This window comes from Citrobacter sp. B72, assembly GCF_016894305.1.
GTDB classification, from domain to species: domain Bacteria; phylum Pseudomonadota; class Gammaproteobacteria; order Enterobacterales; family Enterobacteriaceae; genus Citrobacter; species Citrobacter portucalensis.
Genome location: NZ_CP069803.1, coordinates 18,838 through 35,894, shown reverse-complemented (window position 1 = coordinate 35,894; position 17,057 = coordinate 18,838). Strand labels below are relative to the sequence as shown.

The window sequence follows — 17,057 nt, the reverse complement described above, 5'->3', positions numbered from 1 at the left end:
TTTGAGCTTCGCTACCAATCTGGAGGAGTACCACCATGAACGCAAACGCCCCGAACACTGCCAGTTGCACCACCTGCTGCGTATGCTGCAAAGAAATTCCGCTCGATGCCGCCTTCACCCCGGAAGGCGCGGAATACGTCGAACATTTCTGCGGGCTGGATTGCTATGAACGCTTCCAGGCACGCGCCAAGGCCGCGACAGAATCTGACATTGCGCCTGTCCCTGGCGGTTCGCAGCCGTCAGATTGAGGCATACCCTAACTTGATGTCAGATGCCATGTGTCATTTTCAGAAGACGACTGCACCAGTTGATTGGGCGTAATGGCTGTTGTGCAGCCAGCTCCTGACAGTTCAATATCAGAAGTGATCTGCACCAATCTCGACTATGCTCAATACTCGTGTGCACCAAAGCGAGGTGAGCATGGCGACGGAGGCTCTGTTGCAAAGATTGGCGGCAGTCAGAGGTAGGCTGTCGCTCTGCGCCGATCAGGCGGCTGCTGCGAAATGGTGGTTGAGCATGCCCATGGCCTCCGTCAGCGCCGAGGGCCCAATGCCAAAAGCTCTCTCCACAAGGCGCACCTCGCCCCTGATGCCGGGCTGCAGGCACCAGGGGCGAGCCTGTCCTTTGCGCAGGGCTCGCATGACTTCGAATCCCTTGATCGTGGCATAGGCCGTGGGGATCGATTTGAAACCGCGCACCGGCTTGATCAGTATCTTGAGCTTTCCGTGATCGGCCTCGATCACGTTATTGAGATACTTCACCTGCCGGTGGGCCGTCTCCCGGTCCAGCTTTCCTTCGCGCTTCAATTCGGTGATCGCTGCACCATAGCTCGGCGCTTTGTCGGTATTGAGCGTGGCAGGCTTTTCCCAGTGCTTCAGGCCTCGCAGGGCCTTGCCCAGGAACCGCTTCGCTGCCTTGGCGCTGCGGGTCGGCGACAGGTAGAAATCGATCGTGTCGCCCCGCTTGTCGACTGCCCGGTACAGGTAGGTCCACTTGCCCCGCACCTTGACGTAGGTTTCATCCAGGCGCCAGCTCGGATCAAAGCCACGCCGCCAGAACCAGCGCAGCCGCTTCTCCATCTCCGGGGCGTAGCACTGGACCCAGCGATAGATCGTCGTATGGTCGACCGAAATGCCGCGTTCCGCCAGCATTTCCTCAAGGTCGCGATAGCTGATCGGATAGCGACAATACCAGCGCACCGCCCACAGGATCACATCACCCTGGAAATGGCGCCACTTGAAATCCGTCATCGTTCCGTCCGTCCAATCTCCGCCAAGCATGCTCAAGCTTCACGATTTTTGCAACAGAGCCCACACGAGTATTGAGCATAGTCGAGATTGGTGCAGATCACTTCTGATATTGAACTGTCAGGAGCTGGCTGCACAACAGCCATTACGCCCAATCAACTGGTGCAGTCGTCTTCTGAAAATGACAATCCAGTTAGGGTATAGCTCAACCTGACATAGAAGCAAAAACTCAACCACCTTCTACCAACTCTCCGAACAGCTCCTTGACCTTTGTTTTCGCATCAGCAAGTGCAGTTCTGCCTTGTTCAGTGATGTCATAAACACGCCGTTCACGTCGCCCGGTGCGTTCGTGGCGTGAGGTCAGATAGCCTTTTTTTTCCAGGCCGTGCAGCATCGGGTACACGGTGCCAGCGCTCATCTCGTAGCCGTGTCGGCGTAGCTCTTCGATGATCCCCAGCCCAAAGACAGGTTCCTCGGCTGCATGGTGAAGGATGTGCAGGCGGATCAAACCGCCGTAGAGGTCTTTGTCAGTCATTTTTTGTGCCTCACAGAGCGACGCTCAACAGCCACCCAGCTGCACCGCTACCGAGGACAACCAGCCACGGCGGGAGCTTCCAGAACATAAGTGCGACAAGGGCAACTAATGCCAAGCCGAAGTCTTGCGGCTGAAAGATGGCGCTAGTCCATACAGGCTGATACAGCGCGGCCAGCAGCAAGCCGACTACAGCGGCATTGATCCCGGCCAGCGCAGCTTGGATGCCTGTATTGCGGCGCAAACGCTCCCAAAATGGCATTGATCCGACGACCAGCAAGAACGAGGGCGCGAAGATAGCCAGCAGACACACAATGCCGCCGATCCAGCCCGACGGGGCGGTGTTCATCGAGGCACCAAGAAACGCGGCGAACGTGAACAAAGGGCCGGGCACCGCTTGAGCTGCCCCGTACCCCGCGAGAAAGGATTCATTGTTGACCCAGCCGGAGGGCACCACTTCGGCTTGCAGTAATGGCAGCACAACGTGACCACCGCCGAACACCAGTGATCCGACACGATAGAAGGAATCCACCATTGCCATGGTTTGACTTGGCATCAGTTCGGCCAACACCGGCAGGCCAATCAGCAAGACAAAGAACAGCGAGAGCCAAAGCACGCCGGCCCGGTGACTGACCGTGATAGGTAGGGGGTCATGCTCAACAACTTTCGCTGGCTTGAACAATAACCGGCCTGCGATGCCTGCGATAGCAATCACGCCAACCTGTCCCCACGCGGACGGCACAAGTAAAACGACGCAGGTAGCAATTGCCATGATGGTGACTCGCAGCCCATCCGTGCATAGGTTACGCGCCATGCCCCATACTGCTTGAGCGACCACGGCCACAGCCACCACTTTTAAGCCATGCAACGCGCCCTGCGAGACGTAATCGCCATAGCTGGAGATGCCGAGCGCAAAAAGGATCAAGGCTATGGCAGACGGCAGCGTGAAGCCAGCCCAAGCAGCCAGCGCCCCGCTGTATCCAGCCCGAGACAGTCCTACCGCTATGCCGACCTGGCTGCTTGCAGGCCCTGGCAAGAACTGACAAAGCGCGACCAAGTCAGCATAGCTCCGTTCGGAGAGCCAGCGCCGCCGTGTGACAAATTCGGCGCGGAAGTAGCCCAAGTGCGCAATGGGGCCGCCAAAAGATGTCAATCCAAGCCGCAGAAAAATAAGAAAGACCGACCATGGTCTGCTGTCATCGGTAGGGTTATTCGTCATACTTTCGCCTTCATGATCTGCAACGAGTTGATCAATAATAAGCGAAATTCGATAACGAAATTCGATATAAATCTAGAAAAAAATACCTCTATGTGTACTACGCAGTTTTAGCTGTGGCTTTCACAGGAGCACGCTTACTTACGGCTTAGCGTGCTTTATTTAATGAGATGGTCACTCCCTCCTTCCCAGTACTATGCTGAGGACAGGCTTTCATTCGGAGAACCATCATGGAAAACATTGCGCTTATTGGTATCGATCTGGGTAAGAACTCTTTCCATATTCATTGTCAGGATCATCGTGGGAAGGCCGTTTACCGTAAAAAATTCACCCGACCAAAGCTAATCGAATTTCTGGCGACATGCCCGGCAACAACCATCGCGATGGAAGCCTGTGGCGGTTCTCACTTTATGGCACGCAAGCTGGAAGAGTTAGGGCATTTTCCAAAGCTGATATCACCGCAATTTGTCCGCCCATTCGTTAAAAGCAACAAAAATGACTTCGTTGATGCTGAAGCTATCTGTGAAGCAGCATCACGTCCATCTATGCGTTTCGTGCAGCCCAGAACCGAATCTCAGCAGGCAATGCGAGCTCTGCATCGTGTCCGTGAATCCCTGGTTCAGGATAAGGTGAAAACAACTAATCAGATGCATGCTTTTCTGCTGGAATTTGGTATCAGCGTTCCGCGAGGTGCTGCCGTTATTAGTCGACTGAGTACCCTTCTTGAGGACAGTAGTTTGCCTCTTTATCTCAGCCAGTTACTGCTGAAATTACAACAGCATTATCACTATCTTGTTGAGCAGATTAAAGATCTGGAATCTCAGTTGAAACGAAAGTTGGACGAAGATGAGGTTGGACAGCGCTTGCTGAGTATTCCCTGCGTTGGAACGCTGACTGCCAGTACTATTTCAACTGAGATTGGCGACGGGAAGCAGTACGCCAGCAGCCGTGACTTTGCGGCGGCAACAGGGCTGGTACCCCGACAGTACAGCACGGGAGGTCGGACGACATTGTTAGGGATTAGCAAGCGGGGCAACAAAAAGATCCGAACTTTGTTGGTTCAGTGTGCCAGGGTATTCATACAAAAACTGGAACACCAGTCTGGCAAGTTGGCCGACTGGGTCAGGGAGTTGTTGTGTCGGAAAAGCAACTTTGTCGTCACCTGTGCTCTGGCAAACAAGCTGGCCAGAATAGCCTGGGCACTGACGGCGCGACAGCAAACTTACGAAGCATAAAGGCAGAAATACACCAGTTTAAACAATCATTCATCTGGTTTTGCGAATACTGATATTGATGATACTAACGGCCCACCGGCCTGTTGAGGAACCTGTAAAACGGAAAGGCTCATTGAAGCCGTATATTTTCTGGAGGTTCATCAGGCGCGGAACTCATCGAGGCGCGGGAATAAAATCCCATTCAGACGCCGGATAGATTCAAGCAAGCCAACTTGTCGTCAAAATCGGTGTTGCAAAAACGGGAGTGACCATAGATTCCGTTTTCTGAGACGACCCCATGAACGACTCCATGCAATGTCTGAATGGATTTACCGCACCCTGCCGCCTGACGAAGCGTACTGGTGCACATCTGAGCGCCTGAAGGCTCTGGCTATCCAGCATCTTTACCAGCTGGATCTGGCGCTTTCTCCACCGGACTAGTCACAGACGACACAGCAGTCTTCCTGTTTACAGGCCCCTCACCGGGGCTTTTCGTGCTGGATTTTTTCGGCCATTATGCTCATTTTTCATCTTTCACTCCTTTCGTCTTCCGGTCACCATGACGTTCTGCCGGTCGTTATGGCCCGCAATGGCCACAGTCTCTTTTTTTTACACAGAAATCCGCAAACGAATAAGTGGAGTAACCCGGAAATGAATAAAAGACATTCCGCAAAACAGTCTTACTTCACCTTTTTTATCTCTCTGTTCATTACATTCCAGAGTAGATCTTTGTCTACGGCCACTCTGTGGATAACGTAAAATGCCTTCGCGTGCAGCGGCCTCACGGCCGCGCGCTCAGAAGGAAATCAAAAGTACCTCCCGTCGCAAGCGCCGGGCCCCGTTCTCGCCAGAACCAGGCACCGCATACATACCTGACCCCTGCTAAACCGACGCCGCCCCGGCCCAAAGGGCCGGAACACCCTCGCTTTAAGAGGGATGTTGTAACTAGAAATCAAAGCAGCTGCAGTTAGCGTCGCGGCAAGCCCGCTGTACACGCTCGTAAGCGCCTCACGGCGCTAACGCGGAGATACAGCCCGTCAGCGGCCTCTGGCCTCGACGGGCTCACTCCGACCGCGCACATTAGCAATCGGAAAGCTTTAAGCGGGTATAGCTTTGCAGGGAAAGGGATGGGATTGGCAGAACCTATCAATCCGTAACGGCTGATGCCGGTTACGACGCCCCTCACCAGAATCACCCGGTTCAGCTCCGGCTGGCGTCTCCATGCCGCTTCGCGGCATACATTTACCCTTTAAAGCAGGGTTGCCTAAATCCGGGAGCGCGATAAGCTTTAATGGGTAATTTTCAATCAGGATGAGAAAAATGGATATAATTCTTCCGGGAAACAAAAGCCAGGCACGAGTCTGGGCAGAAACCATGATTAATCTGGAGGCCCGCAAACTCGTCAATACCGCTAATATTGTTGGCGCCCGACATCTGGGGGATGGATTGACGCGTCTCAAATTCATCGATGAAATTAAATCTGTCATTAATGGCGAATTTGAGCGTGCCCGGCGGGCAAAGTCTGACGAAGAGTGCATGACCTGCCTGCGTAACCTGCAGGCCGAAAACACCAGTCTGCTTGAGCAGAGCCGTCAGCTCCAGACCGGTTATGCGAAGCTATATGCCCAGATCAAATACGTCAGGGATGAAGACCGGATGGTCGGTTATGTCATCTCAGGAATTAAAGTGGTGCTGGCAGGTATGCAGGGCGTATTTGGCTTCGTGCTGACTTCCTCAATGACCCCCGTTGGCGTTCTTGCCGGGGCTATTCTGATTGTCGACTCGGCCAACACGATAACCCGTGAAGTTGGTCGTCAGTTCCTGAATGAACCTGACACGCAGGGTATGTTTGGTGATGGTGCCATGAATATCGCTAAATTCATGGGATTTGAACCGTCAACAGGGTTGGGGATATACAACGGGATCGCGCTTGCAGGCAATATCTACAGTGTCTATGGATTAATGGCCAGACCTGGAACATGGCGTCTGTTTAACTATATAAGCACCGATTTTTACCGGAAAATCGACACCATGTCCCGGGGCAAACTGACAATGAAAATTGTGGGATGGGGGGTAAAGGCTAAGGTTGTTTTCGATCTGATCACTTCTGATGACGCTGGGAAATGAGATTCCGGCGGTAATGCCATGATTTATAGGCCAGCTTCAAAGGCATGGTAATCGTAAACAGAGTGCCAAGAACAAGAATAGCCACGCCAAAGGAAATGGCATGCATCCTCGAGCCAGCCAAAAGTGTGGCCACAAAAATCAGTAACATGACTGACAGCACCCATATCAGGGCCTTAAAACGGTTTGCCAGATCGTTCAGTAGGGTATCCATCTCCGTACCCGTTTTAGCTGAACTGGCCCGCAGCCGGACAATGTCCTCTTCACTGAAGCCGTGGTTCGTCAGATCACTTTCATGGTTCATGCTTCTCTCCTTTTCCCTGCGGGAAGTTTAACATGCCCTGCGCTAATAACCAGTTAAGCCCGACCGATAACCTCTCAGGTGGTTACGGGCTATCAGCTCTTTCTCACTGATAGCCATCACGTCATCCTAAGTCAGCCAAAAGCAGACTGTACCAGACCAATAATCCCCAGGTGGCCGGCGTAAGCATAATAAAAGAAATTACGCGGCATGAAACGCCTGCGGCCCTCCGGACAGATTTGCCTGCAGAATGAAACCACTGCTAGGGGGAATGCCAGAGTAGGCAGCGTGGCCAGTAATAATGTTTCTGCGGGCATATCCAGGAGATGCGATAACCCGTTTAAACAAATCAGTGACAGCACAGCAGTGATGGCTGCCAGCCGCTGCACTCCGGGTGTATCGCTGCCAGAAACCGTTGCCATACTGATGGCCAGCGTTATTCCTGCCAGCCCGTAGCTTGCCGGCTGCAGGGGCCAAATCATGAGGGCCAGGAGCAGATATCCCGCAAACATTCCTTTCAGGCCGTGCTGGTACTGCAGGGCAATCAGCTGCGTGACGCCGGCAAACACGAACAGAATGTTCAGGGCCCACCAGGGCTGGTGATGCCAGAAGGCCAGGCTGAACACCGGCTGAGTGATGACTGCCCAGATCCACAGGCGACTGGCTCTCTTCTGCAGTCGTTCCGGGGTGCGCTGTACGTTCATCGCCCATATAAGCGTGAACAGGGGGAAGGCCATCCGGCCAAGCGCATACATCACCGGCCAGGCTGGCGACAGAAACACCGTATTGGTGTGGTCGATAATCATGGCCAGAAGTGCGAGGAGCTTGGCCATATCGAGAGCAGCGGGACTGAGCTGGCTGGCATTCCGGATTGTGGGAAGAACGTCGGGTACTGAACGATTCATGCTGTAGATTCCCCTGGCGACACGCGGTTAACAGCCAGCCCTGAACATAATGCCAGAATGCCCTGCCGGTTTGCGTTGTGACCCTGACCTTTAGTTTCTCCAGAATCTTGCGCACCGCAAATTCTGATTTATCACACAGCACGCGCATTGCGCCTGCCACATCCTTATTCTGAATACAAATACTTAAAATATGAAAATCGTTCACACCGCCCCCTTTCTTACACTCTTATTATCGGCTGCATGAATATTATATTTAGTTGAGCAGGAAAATTCTTGATAAAATATTCATATTAACGTTATAAATTTTAGTTAATTTATCAACTCATTTCATATGAGTGACGAACGTTCATTAATTATCTGTATTGTTTGCTGAAGTCTTTGCCCTGACCAGAGCAAAATCCGCACAAATAGATTTTGCGGCAGGCTTCCACCCTTTAGCCCATTCCTCGTTCATACGGCCTTCACTGACAATTTTCAGGGTGATGGCATAAGGGGTGCGCTGCAGTTTCTTCGACAGCCAGAGTATATGATCATCGATTCTGTCATCCGAAATATCAGCAATAATCGAATGAATAAGGTCCAGGTCCTCCGGTGCCCACGGTTTTCCTGAACGCGGAAACACTTCATCCGGAAGGCGTGGTTTTTTTCTTTTCTTCTTTTACCTGCGTTTTAGCTTCTTTTTCCGCAGTGATGAGGCGCTGTCGTTCCGTTAAGCCTCCCAGAATTGCAACCGTCCTGACCATATTTTCACGCTGCTCACGCGTAATATTTACTTCACCACATATAATGGCATTTAAAGTATCAACAAGGTTTTCCAGCTTGCTTTCTGTTAATTTTAACGTCATTCAGAAATCTCCTTAATCATTATTCTTTTTTAGCCCATCCTGATGCAGACTACGCCAGCGCCAGGGCTCTGTCTGACCTGGTTCTGACCAGAGTCCGACTGACTGACGGCGGGCTTCAGCCTCCAGAACAGCGTAGTCTGGCCGGGCGGGTTTTCCGTGGTAGCGGTATGTCCAGGCCAGGCCTTTGCGTATCTGTTCGGCATTCACAGCCGTCACGCCAAGCCACAAGGTGCCGAGCAAACGTCCATAGCGATCCTTATCACTTCCGGTGACGCTTACATGCCGCTGAGCCACCATCGATGAGAGTTCCTGACGGGAACGCTAGCCAAAGGGCTGACTCTTTTCCGGCGCATCGATGCCAGCCAGGCGAATGAGCGTCAGTTGTTTTCCCGGCTCAAGCATCTCAACGGTATCACCGTCCAGGACGCGCACAATCCGGCCACTGATATCTGCACTGGCCGAAAACGACACAACGAACAGGACCAGCGAGCAAAACTTCCGTTTCATTATTCGTTATGCAAAAAAATACGCTGATGCAGACAGCCTGATAGCGGTCATCGTTGCTCAGGCGATGAATCATGGTCATCACGTGATGGCACGAACCAGCGATATTCCGTTCCATGTTCTGGAAACAATGTACGAACAGTACCTTCGCCTGGCGTCGCTTCTCACAGCCAAAGAATGCATTACAGATACCGTTAAGGAACTGCCGATTTTCCCGCTCTATTCGTTTGACCCGGAAACCCTTTATGGTGCCGTTGACGGGCAAAAATTTGGCGTTGAACGACAGACAGTAAAGCCAGGTATTCGCGTAAATATTTCGGCTGCGGTAAAGGTATGGTAGCCTACATGCTGCTGTGTAACCACATCCCGATCTATGGCTATCTGATTGGTACAAATGACTATGAAGGTCACCATGTTTTTGATATCTGGTATCGCAATACCTCAGAGGTGAAACCCACAGCCATCACCGGTGATATGCACAGCATCAACAAAGCCAACTTTGCGATCCTGCACTGGTTTGGCTTGTGCTTTGAACCTCATTTCACCGACCTGAACAGGCAGCTGCAGGTGCTGTACTGCACCAGAGAACCCTCGATGTCTGATTCAGCCCGTCGGGCAAATTGACCTGGACCTTATCACCCGGGGAAAAAAGCAATCTCGAGCGTATTGTCGCCACGCTAGGACTGAAGGAAATGACGCAGGGAACGCTGTTCTGCAAACTGTGTACTCACACAACAACTAACCCGACAAGACAGGCAGTATTTGAATATGACCGGCTTGTTCGCAGCATTACACGCTGAAGTATTCGCGAGATCCGCAGCTGGAACGCGATATACGTCGCTCCCAGAACCGGATTGAATCGTATCACTAGCTGCGCGCTGCAGTCGCCAAAGTCGGTAGAAAGAAGGAGCTAACCGGGAAAAATGACCTTTAAACGGAAATCTGCAATCAGTGCGGGCAGTTGATCTGCTACGAGAGCGTTTATTACAACTCCGAGATCCTTTCACGATTACTGGAACTGCTGGAAGCAGAAGGCAACAACAAGGGTATTGAGGCACTGACCCGGATATCACCGGTAGCCTGGCAGTATATTTTATTGAACGGGCATTACACCTTCAAGAGTAACAATGAAATTATTGACCTAGATGCACTGGTTGCGGGGCTGAAACTGGGGTAACGGAAAAATCTGGGGTTCCGGCTAAGAACACCTATATCAGTGATACCAGGGAACTTAATACGGAAGCTGCAAAGGCGTACACGCTAAAAGCACCTCTGTGTTCATGTGCGAGATTGGGGTGAGTACGTCGAGGTTAGGACTGCTGACGGACTGTATCTCAGCATTACCGGCAGCAGACGCAGACACAGGAAGAGATGCTCGGGCGCTATATGAGTCATATCCCGGCAAAGAATTTTAAGAAGGTCCGCTACTATGGCTTCTTGTCCAACCGGAAACGGTGCGAACTGCTGCCAAAAGTGTATGAGGCTCTGCAGATGGAGGCGCGGAAATAAACGGAGCAGCCGGGCTTCGCCGCGTAAAGGGTTCCTGCACACGGATCCGAATAAATGCCTTCTGTACGGCAATCGGCTACGCTTCAGCGGTGCATAGGCTGGCTGACACGCCACGGAGTTAGTGGCAGATGCACAGCATTGACCGGAAACGATGGCTTCTGTCACATGTCACAGGCTGCGGGATAAGTGAGTCTGAAAAACGTCTTTCAGGCTAGAAATGCACCGAAAACCACATTTTATCGGCACAAATTGCATTAGCACCCAACGATACCATTCATGGTAAGGATATTTTTAATAACGATGATTCATTTTCCTAACCATCAAGAGGCTGGTGTTTTATATTTCCCATCAAGTTGAGCCTGCATTTTCAGCCAGAAATTTTCTTGGCAACGATTATAAAACTGCTTTTTCTGCGGTGAAATGGCGTATCCGCCATCATGTACCACATCATAACTGACCCAACACTCATGACAAACGTCATTCGATTGGAAGGTTTCGGATTCCATTCTATATAAAATCTGAACGTCATTATTAAACACGTAAAGGATTTCGCACTCTTCTATCGTGTTTTCCCCTTCAGAGAATCGCTTGAGGGTTTCCGTTTTATTGACCGTTTTTACCGATGACGGCAGTGCATGGATAGCACAAAGGTATGTGTAAAGTCGATGCATGGCAATCTGCCTCCAAACTTGTCACTGTCGGAAATACTTTCCCAAGAATAAAGCAAATGCTTGTTGGTGAAAAGACGAAAGGGCAGCACTCAGGAGTCCCTAATATAAACTGCCGAGCAGTGCGCATCCAGTTATTTGAATGCCGCTTAGCGGCATGGAGGTGCCAGCCAACGCTGAATATAGCTTTATTGGTGATTGGCACCCTAACCCGGCGCAGCCTGTTACAGGTTTGATAGGTTCAGCCAATCCATCCCTGTACCCTGCCAGACATAAACCTGCTAAAAGCGATACAGAAGCTTTTGTGAGCCGTCGGAGTGCTCATGACAAGGCGAAGCCGCAGTCGGGGTGTATCTCCGCGTTAGCGAGCCGTAAGGGCTGCTTACGGGCGTGTTATTCAATACCTTCAGTGATATATCCTACAGCAACTCAGGACTCTAGTTACAACATAATCCATCACAGGCAACGCGCCTGCTTTTGGCTCCCCTAATACCTGTGTCTTCAGCCAAGATGATGACAGTTATCGGGGGGCATTCAGGTTCCGTTAAATCCCGTTACCTGTTCCTGAATGTTTGAACGGACATGTCCTGTCTCTGTTTGTTTTCGGAAGCCCGCATTTCTTCCGAAAAACCATTTTTTTGCTACCCGCCTGACTCACCACAAGCAATAAGTCTGGAAACCCGAGGGGCACAGCATGCTGCGCCCCTACGTATTATCTTCTGCCGCTTCTTTCAGTAACCATTCGCTAAATATTTCCATCGCCGGGGTCATTGCTTTCGATTTTAAATGGGTTAACCAGTAACTGCCCATATTGATTTCGGTAGCAAATGGGCGCACCAGCTGCGCGGTGGTTAGCTCCCGGACAAACATTTTCGCTGGGGCTAATGCCACACCGCCGGAATGGATAGCGCTCTCGATCATCAGACGGGATGAGTCAAAGATGGCGCCATTCACTCTCACAGCCTGCAAGCCAGCGGCAGCAAACCAGTTTTCCCACTCTTCAGCACGGTAAGAACGCAGTAAATCCTCTTGCAGCAGATCGGCTGGGGTAACGAGCCGCTTAGCCGTAGCTGGCGTGCACAATACGGTCAGCGGAGCATTAAACAGCATCTCGTTATGGGTTGATGGCCACAAACCCGTGCCAAAACGGATGGCGAAATCAAGCCCTTCGGCGGCCAGATTAACAACGTTGTTGTTGGTGCGCAGCCGCAGTTTGACAAAAGGATGCTCTTGCCTGAACCGATCGAGACGTGGTAACAGCCAGCCCACGGCAAAAGTGCCGACGGCAGCCACGGTAAGCACCTCCTGGAACTGCCCCCCTTCAAACTGCCGGAAGGCTTTTTCAATATGGCCAAAGGCGTCGGTTAACACGGCAAACAGCGCCCGTGATTCCTCTGTCATTTCTAAACCACGGGGTAATCGTTTAAACAGCACCATGCCCAGGCGCTCTTCAAGCAGCCGAACCTGTTGGCTAACGGCAGCCTGGGTAACATAGAGCTCCAGCGCTGCCCGAGTGAAACTCAAATGTCTGGCAGAGGCTTCAAAAGCACGTAGAGCATTCAGGGGAGGGTTAGAACGCATAGGTATTATCCAAAAGATTTTCTTTATGTTAGAGAAAATTCTTGTCGCTTGTCAATAACGGTCTAAAAGAAGATAGTTCTCGCCATCTGCAGAACAACCCGCTGAGTTAATCCATTTTATGTGAGGCAAAACATGGTTAAAAATACATTACGTCAAACCACCCTGATGGTCGCTACGGTTATGCCGCTGCTGTTCGGTAGCGCACCATTATGGGCTCAATCCGCTAATGCCAAAGCGAATATTCAGCAGCAACTGTCCGAGCTCGAGAAAAACTCCGGTGGCCGCCTTGGCGTGGCGCTGATCGATACCGCCGATAATTCGCAGATCCTGTATCGTGGGGATGAACGTTTTCCCATGTGTAGCACTAGCAAGGTGATGGCGGTGTCGGCGTTGTTAAAACAGAGCGAGATGGATAAAAATCTTTTGGCTAAGCGGATGGAAATCAAACAATCCGATCTGGTCAACTACAACCCGATCGCCGAAAAACACCTGGATACCGGGATGACCCTTGCAGAGCTCAGTGCCGCCGCCATCCAGTACAGTGACAACACGGCGATGAACAAGATCCTTGAGCATCTTGGCGGCCCGGCAAAAGTGACAGAGTATGCGCGTACTATTGGTGATAAAACCTTTCGTCTCGATCGTACCGAGCCTACTTTAAATACTGCCATTCCCAGCGATAAGCGTGACACTACCTCGCCGCTGGCGATGGCAAAAAGCCTGCAAACCCTAACTTTGGGCAAGGCGCTGGGTGAACCACAGCGTGCTCAACTGGTTGAATGGATGAAGGGGAACACTACCGGCGGAGCCAGCATTCGCGCAGGTCTGCCAGCCACGTGGGTGGTCGGTGATAAAACCGGCAGTGGTGATTACGGTACCACTAACGATATCGCCGTGATTTGGCCAGCGAACCACGCACCGTTGGTGTTGGTAACCTATTTCACTCAGCCACAGCAGAATGCAGAAGCCCGCAAAGACGTGTTGGCTGCTGCCGCTAAAATTGTCACCGAAGGGCTTTGAATCAGGGATATGCACCGCGTATCTGCGCCGGGATTTCGACTGACTAGTCCTAGCATAGGTTGACACTTTTATGCCTGTAAAACGCCTGATGCACCGTATCGGGCGTTTTGTATTTTAGTGCCTAGTGAGGCTGAACTCTGTTGTAAATTGCTATTGATTCCCTCACCATCTTTCTTGCCTGCTACAGATCTGCCGGGCGTGACAGCAAAAACTTCGTCTTCAGTATCTCGTTGACCTTTTCCGCCAATGCGTTCTGATAGGCTTTGTCGCATTAAGGGTTTCGCGCACATTTCCACGATAATGCTAACGTGGTCGGTAAAAATCTTTTATTTTCATTATATTGACCTTTTAAAAAAACCGACTGCCGACATTCACATTTTCGACTCTTCGATGATTTTATTGACCGTGGAACGTGCGATACTTATCATCTTTGCTATTTCTGTCGCTCCGGTTTCCTTTGACCTTCTCCCCGTTGATTCATACACACCGATGATAGTAATGTCTTCATATTGACGCGCTCCCAGTATGTGATCCATTCATAATTAGGAATATCCGGCTTCTGACCCCGCCCCCGAATATGCTCCAGTCATAATCAGGAATAACCGGCTTCATGTTGGTTACATATTCTGGCAACCGACAGATTTTTCTGCAAATTCGGACGGGGTCATCCATCCCAGAGTAGAATGGGGACGCTTCTGGTTATAGTGTATGCGCCAAGCCTCGATTTTGGACCGGGCATCTTCCAGCGACATGAACCAGTTTTCATTCAGGCACTCCTGCCGTAGCCTGCCATTGAACGACTCCACAGTCGCATTGTCCGTTGGGGTTCCCGGGCGTGAGGATCTTTAACCAATTCTGCCCATTCGACAGCGTCTGAGAGCATGTGTCCTCAGCAACTATAAGAGAAAGATAATGAGAGCCAGCATTTGAGCGAAGATTGTGAAGGTATGTGAAGCTAAGACAGCGGCAAAAGGGGATGATGTTGGCGTGTCATTTTATGCTTTTTTTGCCAACAAGAATGATGACCCGGAATTACTCATGTAAGTAGCCGAATGGTGGATCATGGAGATGAAGCTGGATCACTTTGAAAAAGCCTGAAAAATCATATCCCTTTTGTAATATAGTTGTAACTTAACTACTCCACTGCTGACAGAGTTTTCCTTTGCAGTAACTGAAATCGTACATATCAGAGAGGGACTGTAACCTGTCGCATCGGCTGTTTCGCGGATACTTAGTTTTTTAATACAGAACTTTCTCGTACCGCTCCTAGTCAGCCTGTTTACCCTGATATTTCCACATATTATGTGCGTGTTTATTCCGCGAAGTGAGGATGAAAAAAGCATTACGGCGTAAGCCGTAATAATCTCTCACCCTGCCAAGCTTGAACAATCCCAATTTAAGCCACGAAGAAGGTTATGTGAGTCGTCGGAGTGGTCCAGAGTAAGCCTTAATCGGGGCGTATCTCCGCGTTAGCGTGCCGTAAACCGTCCGATCGCAGTCAGTCGTGAAAACAGCCGCTGAACGCCAGTACGCGCATGTAAACCGTCAGATACTGCTCGTTGAGATTGCGCAGGAAATCAGCGACCAGCGCATCAACCAGCGCGGGACATCCGTCGTGATACTTAACTTCCAGAGCTCGAATATGCAGGCGCAAGTCGCTCATGGTGCTGGATAGCGCAGCCAGATCGTCACGCAGTTGTATATGTCCCTGATAATTTATTACGAAGCCTACGGCAGATCGTCGTTAGCGGCCGGGTACTGCTCCAGCAGTTCGTTACCGATATACCCAGAGCCTGTACGCCTCGCCCTATAACGGGTCAGGCTGACCGTGGAATACTGCAGCCGCCAGGCTGTTATGGCGGTGAGGATATGCCGCGAAGCCATCATCAGAAAGGCTAGTCGATGGCTGACGCCGGATAGGAGAGATAAATGTGCTCGTCCCGTTACCACATGGCGAGGTACACTGGCAGATTGCGAGCCGTTACAGCTATGCATGGAAAAGATTAGTTATGAATCAAAGATTGTTTCGATGGTATTGAATAAAACCATGGAATAAAAAATAATCATCCCATTAATAATCAGATATGATTAATAACATCTAATCATTATTAGCAGTTGTATAATGTTAACTATAATTAAGTCCCTGTAATTTATTTTGTGACTTTAATCACGAAAAGAGGTTTGTCCAGATTGGATTTGTTCTTATTGCTGCTGTTTAAAAATTGACGCAGAGCATGTTTTCATACTTTTAAAGTATACAAATCTTATCTATGAATGACGGCATTAACTTTATTTTTAATAGGATATGTATAATGAAATTGAAAATTTTTAAAACCCTCTACTAAGTTGACTGCTTTTACGCTAATGGGTATCATTTAAAAAAAGATATATTGGTGACTTATGAAACATACTTGTCATGATGTATTTATTCTAAGCCATGATAATCTTTCTGGGTATGGGTTGTACAATTTATGTTTAGAATCAGGTTTGTTTTCAAATGTAAGGATTTTCAAGGAACCATCTGATATTGAATCAGTTATTTATCGTTGTTTATTCTTAAATGAAGAGATCAAAAGAAAAACTGTCATTGTTACCTTTGATTGTGGAAGTAATGGTCCTAGGGAGTTGCCTTTTTTTTTAAAAAGACTTAGTTTGCTCAAGGAATACATTGACTTATTTTTATTAATGCCTCTTAATGCTTTTGGCTTACAGTATATTTATAAAAGCCTTAATAATACCATCAGAATTATTTCTGAAAATGAAAATCTTCCCAGCATTTTATGTAAATTAAAGTCTGAGAACTTCTTTGAGAAAGAGTTAGATTATCTCCCGTCATTTACGGAGCATGAATTAAAAGTTTTTTTTAACTTCCTCAATAACCCTTTACTCCCATGCAGGAACAGGCTTAAATATATGAGTGAATATATTATTTTAGATCGACTGGCAAAAAAAATTGGAATGACAAATAGAGAGTTGAGGAGTTGCCTCTATCAACTTAATTGCGATTATTATATACATTGATAATTCAATGTATATATAACCAATGAGAGTGAAGGGTATGCAATTAAATTACAATGGCGAAACGTGAATTATTATGGCTTACTATGAACCTATATTGTCAATGTCCGGAGCATTGTATGCTATAGAGGTATTAAGTAGAATAACTCACGCATCAAGAGGGGGGTATTTCTGCATCTGTTTTTTTGAAACTATAAGTGATGAAGTGATTTTTCATATTTTTAAGTACCAGTTGCGTCGCTTGAAAGAACATTATGAGTTTTTAATTTCAAGTAATGTTATTGCTTCTGTCAATATTACTTACAGTATTGCTGAATCAATAATTGCTGATAAGAAAATATAAAACGATATTAAGTTGTTAGGTTCTAGCATT

The 17,057-nt window shown here is 49.4% G+C and carries 16 protein-coding genes and 11 pseudogenes; 11 read left to right on the top strand and 16 right to left on the bottom strand.

What is annotated here, in order from left to right:
• Positions 1-20: 20 nt before the first annotated feature.
• Both JQN59_RS25840 and JQN59_RS25835 read left to right on the top strand, forming a co-directional pair.
• Positions 21-248, top strand: a pseudogene (locus JQN59_RS25840) (DUF3330 domain-containing protein); the annotation flags it as partial.
• Between the two features lie 32 nt (positions 249-280).
• Positions 281-346: pseudogene (locus tag JQN59_RS25835) on the top strand (EAL domain-containing protein); the annotation flags it as partial.
• A gap of 139 nt (positions 347-485) precedes the next feature.
• Here the strand turns inward: JQN59_RS25835 and JQN59_RS25830 are convergent.
• From JQN59_RS25830 to chrA, 4 genes and pseudogenes are all read right to left on the bottom strand, one after another.
• Positions 486-1,250, bottom strand: coding sequence for an IS6-like element IS6100 family transposase (locus JQN59_RS25830; protein ID WP_001389365.1), 765 nt, complete (start codon positions 1,248-1,250; stop codon positions 486-488).
• Between the two features lie 117 nt (positions 1,251-1,367).
• Positions 1,368-1,433 (bottom strand): annotated as a pseudogene (locus JQN59_RS25825) (EAL domain-containing protein); the annotation flags it as partial.
• A 43-nt stretch (positions 1,434-1,476) separates the two neighbouring features.
• Complete coding sequence (locus tag JQN59_RS25820; protein ID WP_000130000.1) at positions 1,477-1,782, bottom strand: PadR family transcriptional regulator; 306 nt, start codon at positions 1,780-1,782, stop codon at positions 1,477-1,479.
• 10 nt (positions 1,783-1,792) lie between these two features.
• On the bottom strand, positions 1,793-2,998 hold the full coding sequence (gene chrA / locus JQN59_RS25815; RefSeq protein ID WP_000184001.1) for a chromate efflux transporter: 1,206 nt from the start codon (positions 2,996-2,998) through the stop codon (positions 1,793-1,795).
• A 227-nt stretch (positions 2,999-3,225) separates the two neighbouring features.
• Between chrA and JQN59_RS25810 the strand changes: the two genes are divergently transcribed.
• The 3 genes and pseudogenes from JQN59_RS25810 (at position 3,226) to JQN59_RS25800 (ending at position 6,336) form a co-directional block, all read left to right on the top strand.
• Positions 3,226-4,230: an IS110-like element IS5075 family transposase gene (locus tag JQN59_RS25810; protein ID WP_000427619.1), complete on the top strand. Its 1,005-nt coding sequence runs from the start codon at positions 3,226-3,228 to the stop codon at positions 4,228-4,230.
• Positions 4,231-4,509: 279 nt separating this feature from the next.
• Positions 4,510-4,650 (top strand): annotated as a pseudogene (locus JQN59_RS25805) (plasmid replication initiator RepA); the annotation flags it as partial.
• An 879-nt stretch (positions 4,651-5,529) separates the two neighbouring features.
• The gene (locus JQN59_RS25800; protein WP_058671242.1) at positions 5,530-6,336 is read left to right on the top strand and encodes a DUF4225 domain-containing protein; all 807 of its coding nucleotides are present in this window, start codon (positions 5,530-5,532) and stop codon (positions 6,334-6,336) included.
• Here the strand turns inward: JQN59_RS25800 and JQN59_RS25795 are convergent.
• The 6 genes and pseudogenes from JQN59_RS25795 to JQN59_RS27195 form a co-directional block, all read right to left on the bottom strand.
• Positions 6,311-6,637, bottom strand: a complete 327-nt coding sequence (locus JQN59_RS25795) for a hypothetical protein (RefSeq protein WP_058671243.1) — start codon at positions 6,635-6,637, stop codon at positions 6,311-6,313. The two genes, JQN59_RS25800 and JQN59_RS25795, sit on opposite strands and share 26 nt — an antisense overlap.
• 131 nt (positions 6,638-6,768) lie before the next feature.
• On the bottom strand, positions 6,769-7,539 hold the full coding sequence (locus JQN59_RS25790; RefSeq protein WP_058671244.1) for a TraX family protein: 771 nt from the start codon (positions 7,537-7,539) through the stop codon (positions 6,769-6,771).
• Positions 7,540-7,888: 349 nt separating this feature from the next.
• Positions 7,889-8,161 (bottom strand): hypothetical protein, encoded by a 273-nt coding sequence (locus JQN59_RS27135; RefSeq protein WP_204511150.1) that lies wholly within the window; start codon positions 8,159-8,161, stop codon positions 7,889-7,891.
• A gap of 1 nt (position 8,162) precedes the next feature.
• A complete protein-coding gene (locus JQN59_RS27130; protein ID WP_204511152.1) occupies positions 8,163-8,384 on the bottom strand; it encodes a hypothetical protein in 222 nt (73 codons plus the stop codon).
• 12 nt (positions 8,385-8,396) lie between these two features.
• Positions 8,397-8,690: pseudogene (locus tag JQN59_RS27200) on the bottom strand (thermonuclease family protein); the annotation flags it as partial.
• Between the two features lie 15 nt (positions 8,691-8,705).
• On the bottom strand, positions 8,706-8,891 hold the full coding sequence (locus JQN59_RS27195) for a thermonuclease family protein (RefSeq protein WP_306416660.1): 186 nt from the start codon (positions 8,889-8,891) through the stop codon (positions 8,706-8,708).
• A gap of 4 nt (positions 8,892-8,895) precedes the next feature.
• On the opposite strand from JQN59_RS27195, the pseudogene JQN59_RS25775 reads away from it, so the two are divergent.
• A pseudogene (locus JQN59_RS25775) lies at positions 8,896-10,065 on the top strand (Tn3 family transposase); the annotation flags it as partial.
• 185 nt (positions 10,066-10,250) lie between these two features.
• Positions 10,251-10,385, top strand: a pseudogene (locus JQN59_RS25770) (transposase); the annotation flags it as partial.
• Between the two features lie 332 nt (positions 10,386-10,717).
• On the opposite strand, the gene JQN59_RS25765 reads toward JQN59_RS25770, so the two are convergent.
• Positions 10,718-11,068, bottom strand: coding sequence for a hypothetical protein (locus JQN59_RS25765; protein ID WP_058671248.1), 351 nt, complete (start codon positions 11,066-11,068; stop codon positions 10,718-10,720).
• 702 nt (positions 11,069-11,770) lie between these two features.
• The gene (locus JQN59_RS25760; protein WP_032492461.1) at positions 11,771-12,646 is read right to left on the bottom strand and encodes a LysR family transcriptional regulator; all 876 of its coding nucleotides are present in this window, start codon (positions 12,644-12,646) and stop codon (positions 11,771-11,773) included.
• A 132-nt stretch (positions 12,647-12,778) separates the two neighbouring features.
• Between JQN59_RS25760 and JQN59_RS25755 the strand changes: the two genes are divergently transcribed.
• Positions 12,779-13,666: an extended-spectrum class A beta-lactamase SFO-1 gene (locus JQN59_RS25755; protein WP_032489477.1), complete on the top strand. Its 888-nt coding sequence runs from the start codon at positions 12,779-12,781 to the stop codon at positions 13,664-13,666.
• Between the two features lie 49 nt (positions 13,667-13,715).
• On the opposite strand, the pseudogene JQN59_RS25750 reads toward JQN59_RS25755, so the two are convergent.
• Together JQN59_RS25750 and JQN59_RS25745 are read right to left on the bottom strand one after the other, a co-directional pair.
• A pseudogene (locus JQN59_RS25750) lies at positions 13,716-13,925 on the bottom strand (integrase core domain-containing protein); the annotation flags it as partial.
• A gap of 358 nt (positions 13,926-14,283) precedes the next feature.
• A pseudogene (locus JQN59_RS25745) lies at positions 14,284-14,505 on the bottom strand (integrase core domain-containing protein); the annotation flags it as partial.
• 100 nt (positions 14,506-14,605) lie between these two features.
• Between JQN59_RS25745 and JQN59_RS27125 the strand changes: the two are divergent.
• Positions 14,606-14,764 (top strand): annotated as a pseudogene (locus JQN59_RS27125) (DUF6500 family protein).
• A gap of 56 nt (positions 14,765-14,820) precedes the next feature.
• On the opposite strand, the pseudogene JQN59_RS27120 reads toward JQN59_RS27125, so the two are convergent.
• Both JQN59_RS27120 and JQN59_RS25740 read right to left on the bottom strand, forming a co-directional pair.
• Positions 14,821-14,980 (bottom strand): annotated as a pseudogene (locus JQN59_RS27120) (recombinase family protein); the annotation flags it as partial.
• A 184-nt stretch (positions 14,981-15,164) separates the two neighbouring features.
• Complete coding sequence (locus JQN59_RS25740) at positions 15,165-15,329, bottom strand: hypothetical protein (protein ID WP_154590091.1); 165 nt, start codon at positions 15,327-15,329, stop codon at positions 15,165-15,167.
• 737 nt (positions 15,330-16,066) lie between these two features.
• Between JQN59_RS25740 and JQN59_RS25735 the strand changes: the two genes are divergently transcribed.
• Positions 16,067-16,687: a hypothetical protein gene (locus tag JQN59_RS25735; RefSeq protein ID WP_142351763.1), complete on the top strand. Its 621-nt coding sequence runs from the start codon at positions 16,067-16,069 to the stop codon at positions 16,685-16,687.
• Between the two features lie 73 nt (positions 16,688-16,760).
• Entirely contained in the window at positions 16,761-17,027 is a 267-nt protein-coding gene (locus JQN59_RS25730) for a hypothetical protein (RefSeq protein WP_142351764.1), read from the top strand.
• Positions 17,028-17,057 lie beyond the last annotated feature (30 nt).

What these genes read in the sequence shown, in the direction of transcription:
- JQN59_RS25820 (WP_000130000.1), bottom strand. Translation starts at nt 1,782, where the DNA reads ATGACTGACAAAGACCTCTACGGCGGTTTGATCCGCCTGCACATCCTT.
- JQN59_RS27130 (WP_204511152.1), bottom strand. Translation starts at nt 8,384, where the DNA reads ATGACGTTAAAATTAACAGAAAGCAAGCTGGAAAACCTTGTTGATACT.
- JQN59_RS27195 (WP_306416660.1), bottom strand. Translation starts at nt 8,891, where the DNA reads ATGAAACGGAAGTTTTGCTCGCTGGTCCTGTTCGTTGTGTCGTTTTCG.
- JQN59_RS25730 (WP_142351764.1), top strand. Translation starts at nt 16,761, where the DNA reads ATGGCTTACTATGAACCTATATTGTCAATGTCCGGAGCATTGTATGCT.
- chrA (WP_000184001.1), bottom strand. Translation starts at nt 2,998, where the DNA reads ATGACGAATAACCCTACCGATGACAGCAGACCATGGTCGGTCTTTCTT.
- JQN59_RS25760 (WP_032492461.1), bottom strand. Translation starts at nt 12,646, where the DNA reads ATGCGTTCTAACCCTCCCCTGAATGCTCTACGTGCTTTTGAAGCCTCT.
- JQN59_RS25795 (WP_058671243.1), bottom strand. Translation starts at nt 6,637, where the DNA reads ATGAACCATGAAAGTGATCTGACGAACCACGGCTTCAGTGAAGAGGAC.
- JQN59_RS25765 (WP_058671248.1), bottom strand. Translation starts at nt 11,068, where the DNA reads ATGCATCGACTTTACACATACCTTTGTGCTATCCATGCACTGCCGTCA.
- JQN59_RS25810 (WP_000427619.1), top strand. Translation starts at nt 3,226, where the DNA reads ATGGAAAACATTGCGCTTATTGGTATCGATCTGGGTAAGAACTCTTTC.
- JQN59_RS25800 (WP_058671242.1), top strand. Translation starts at nt 5,530, where the DNA reads ATGGATATAATTCTTCCGGGAAACAAAAGCCAGGCACGAGTCTGGGCA.
- JQN59_RS25790 (WP_058671244.1), bottom strand. Translation starts at nt 7,539, where the DNA reads ATGAATCGTTCAGTACCCGACGTTCTTCCCACAATCCGGAATGCCAGC.
- JQN59_RS25735 (WP_142351763.1), top strand. Translation starts at nt 16,067, where the DNA reads ATGAAACATACTTGTCATGATGTATTTATTCTAAGCCATGATAATCTT.
- JQN59_RS25830 (WP_001389365.1), bottom strand. Translation starts at nt 1,250, where the DNA reads ATGACGGATTTCAAGTGGCGCCATTTCCAGGGTGATGTGATCCTGTGG.
- JQN59_RS25740 (WP_154590091.1), bottom strand. Translation starts at nt 15,329, where the DNA reads ATGAGCGACTTGCGCCTGCATATTCGAGCTCTGGAAGTTAAGTATCAC.
- JQN59_RS25755 (WP_032489477.1), top strand. Translation starts at nt 12,779, where the DNA reads ATGGTTAAAAATACATTACGTCAAACCACCCTGATGGTCGCTACGGTT.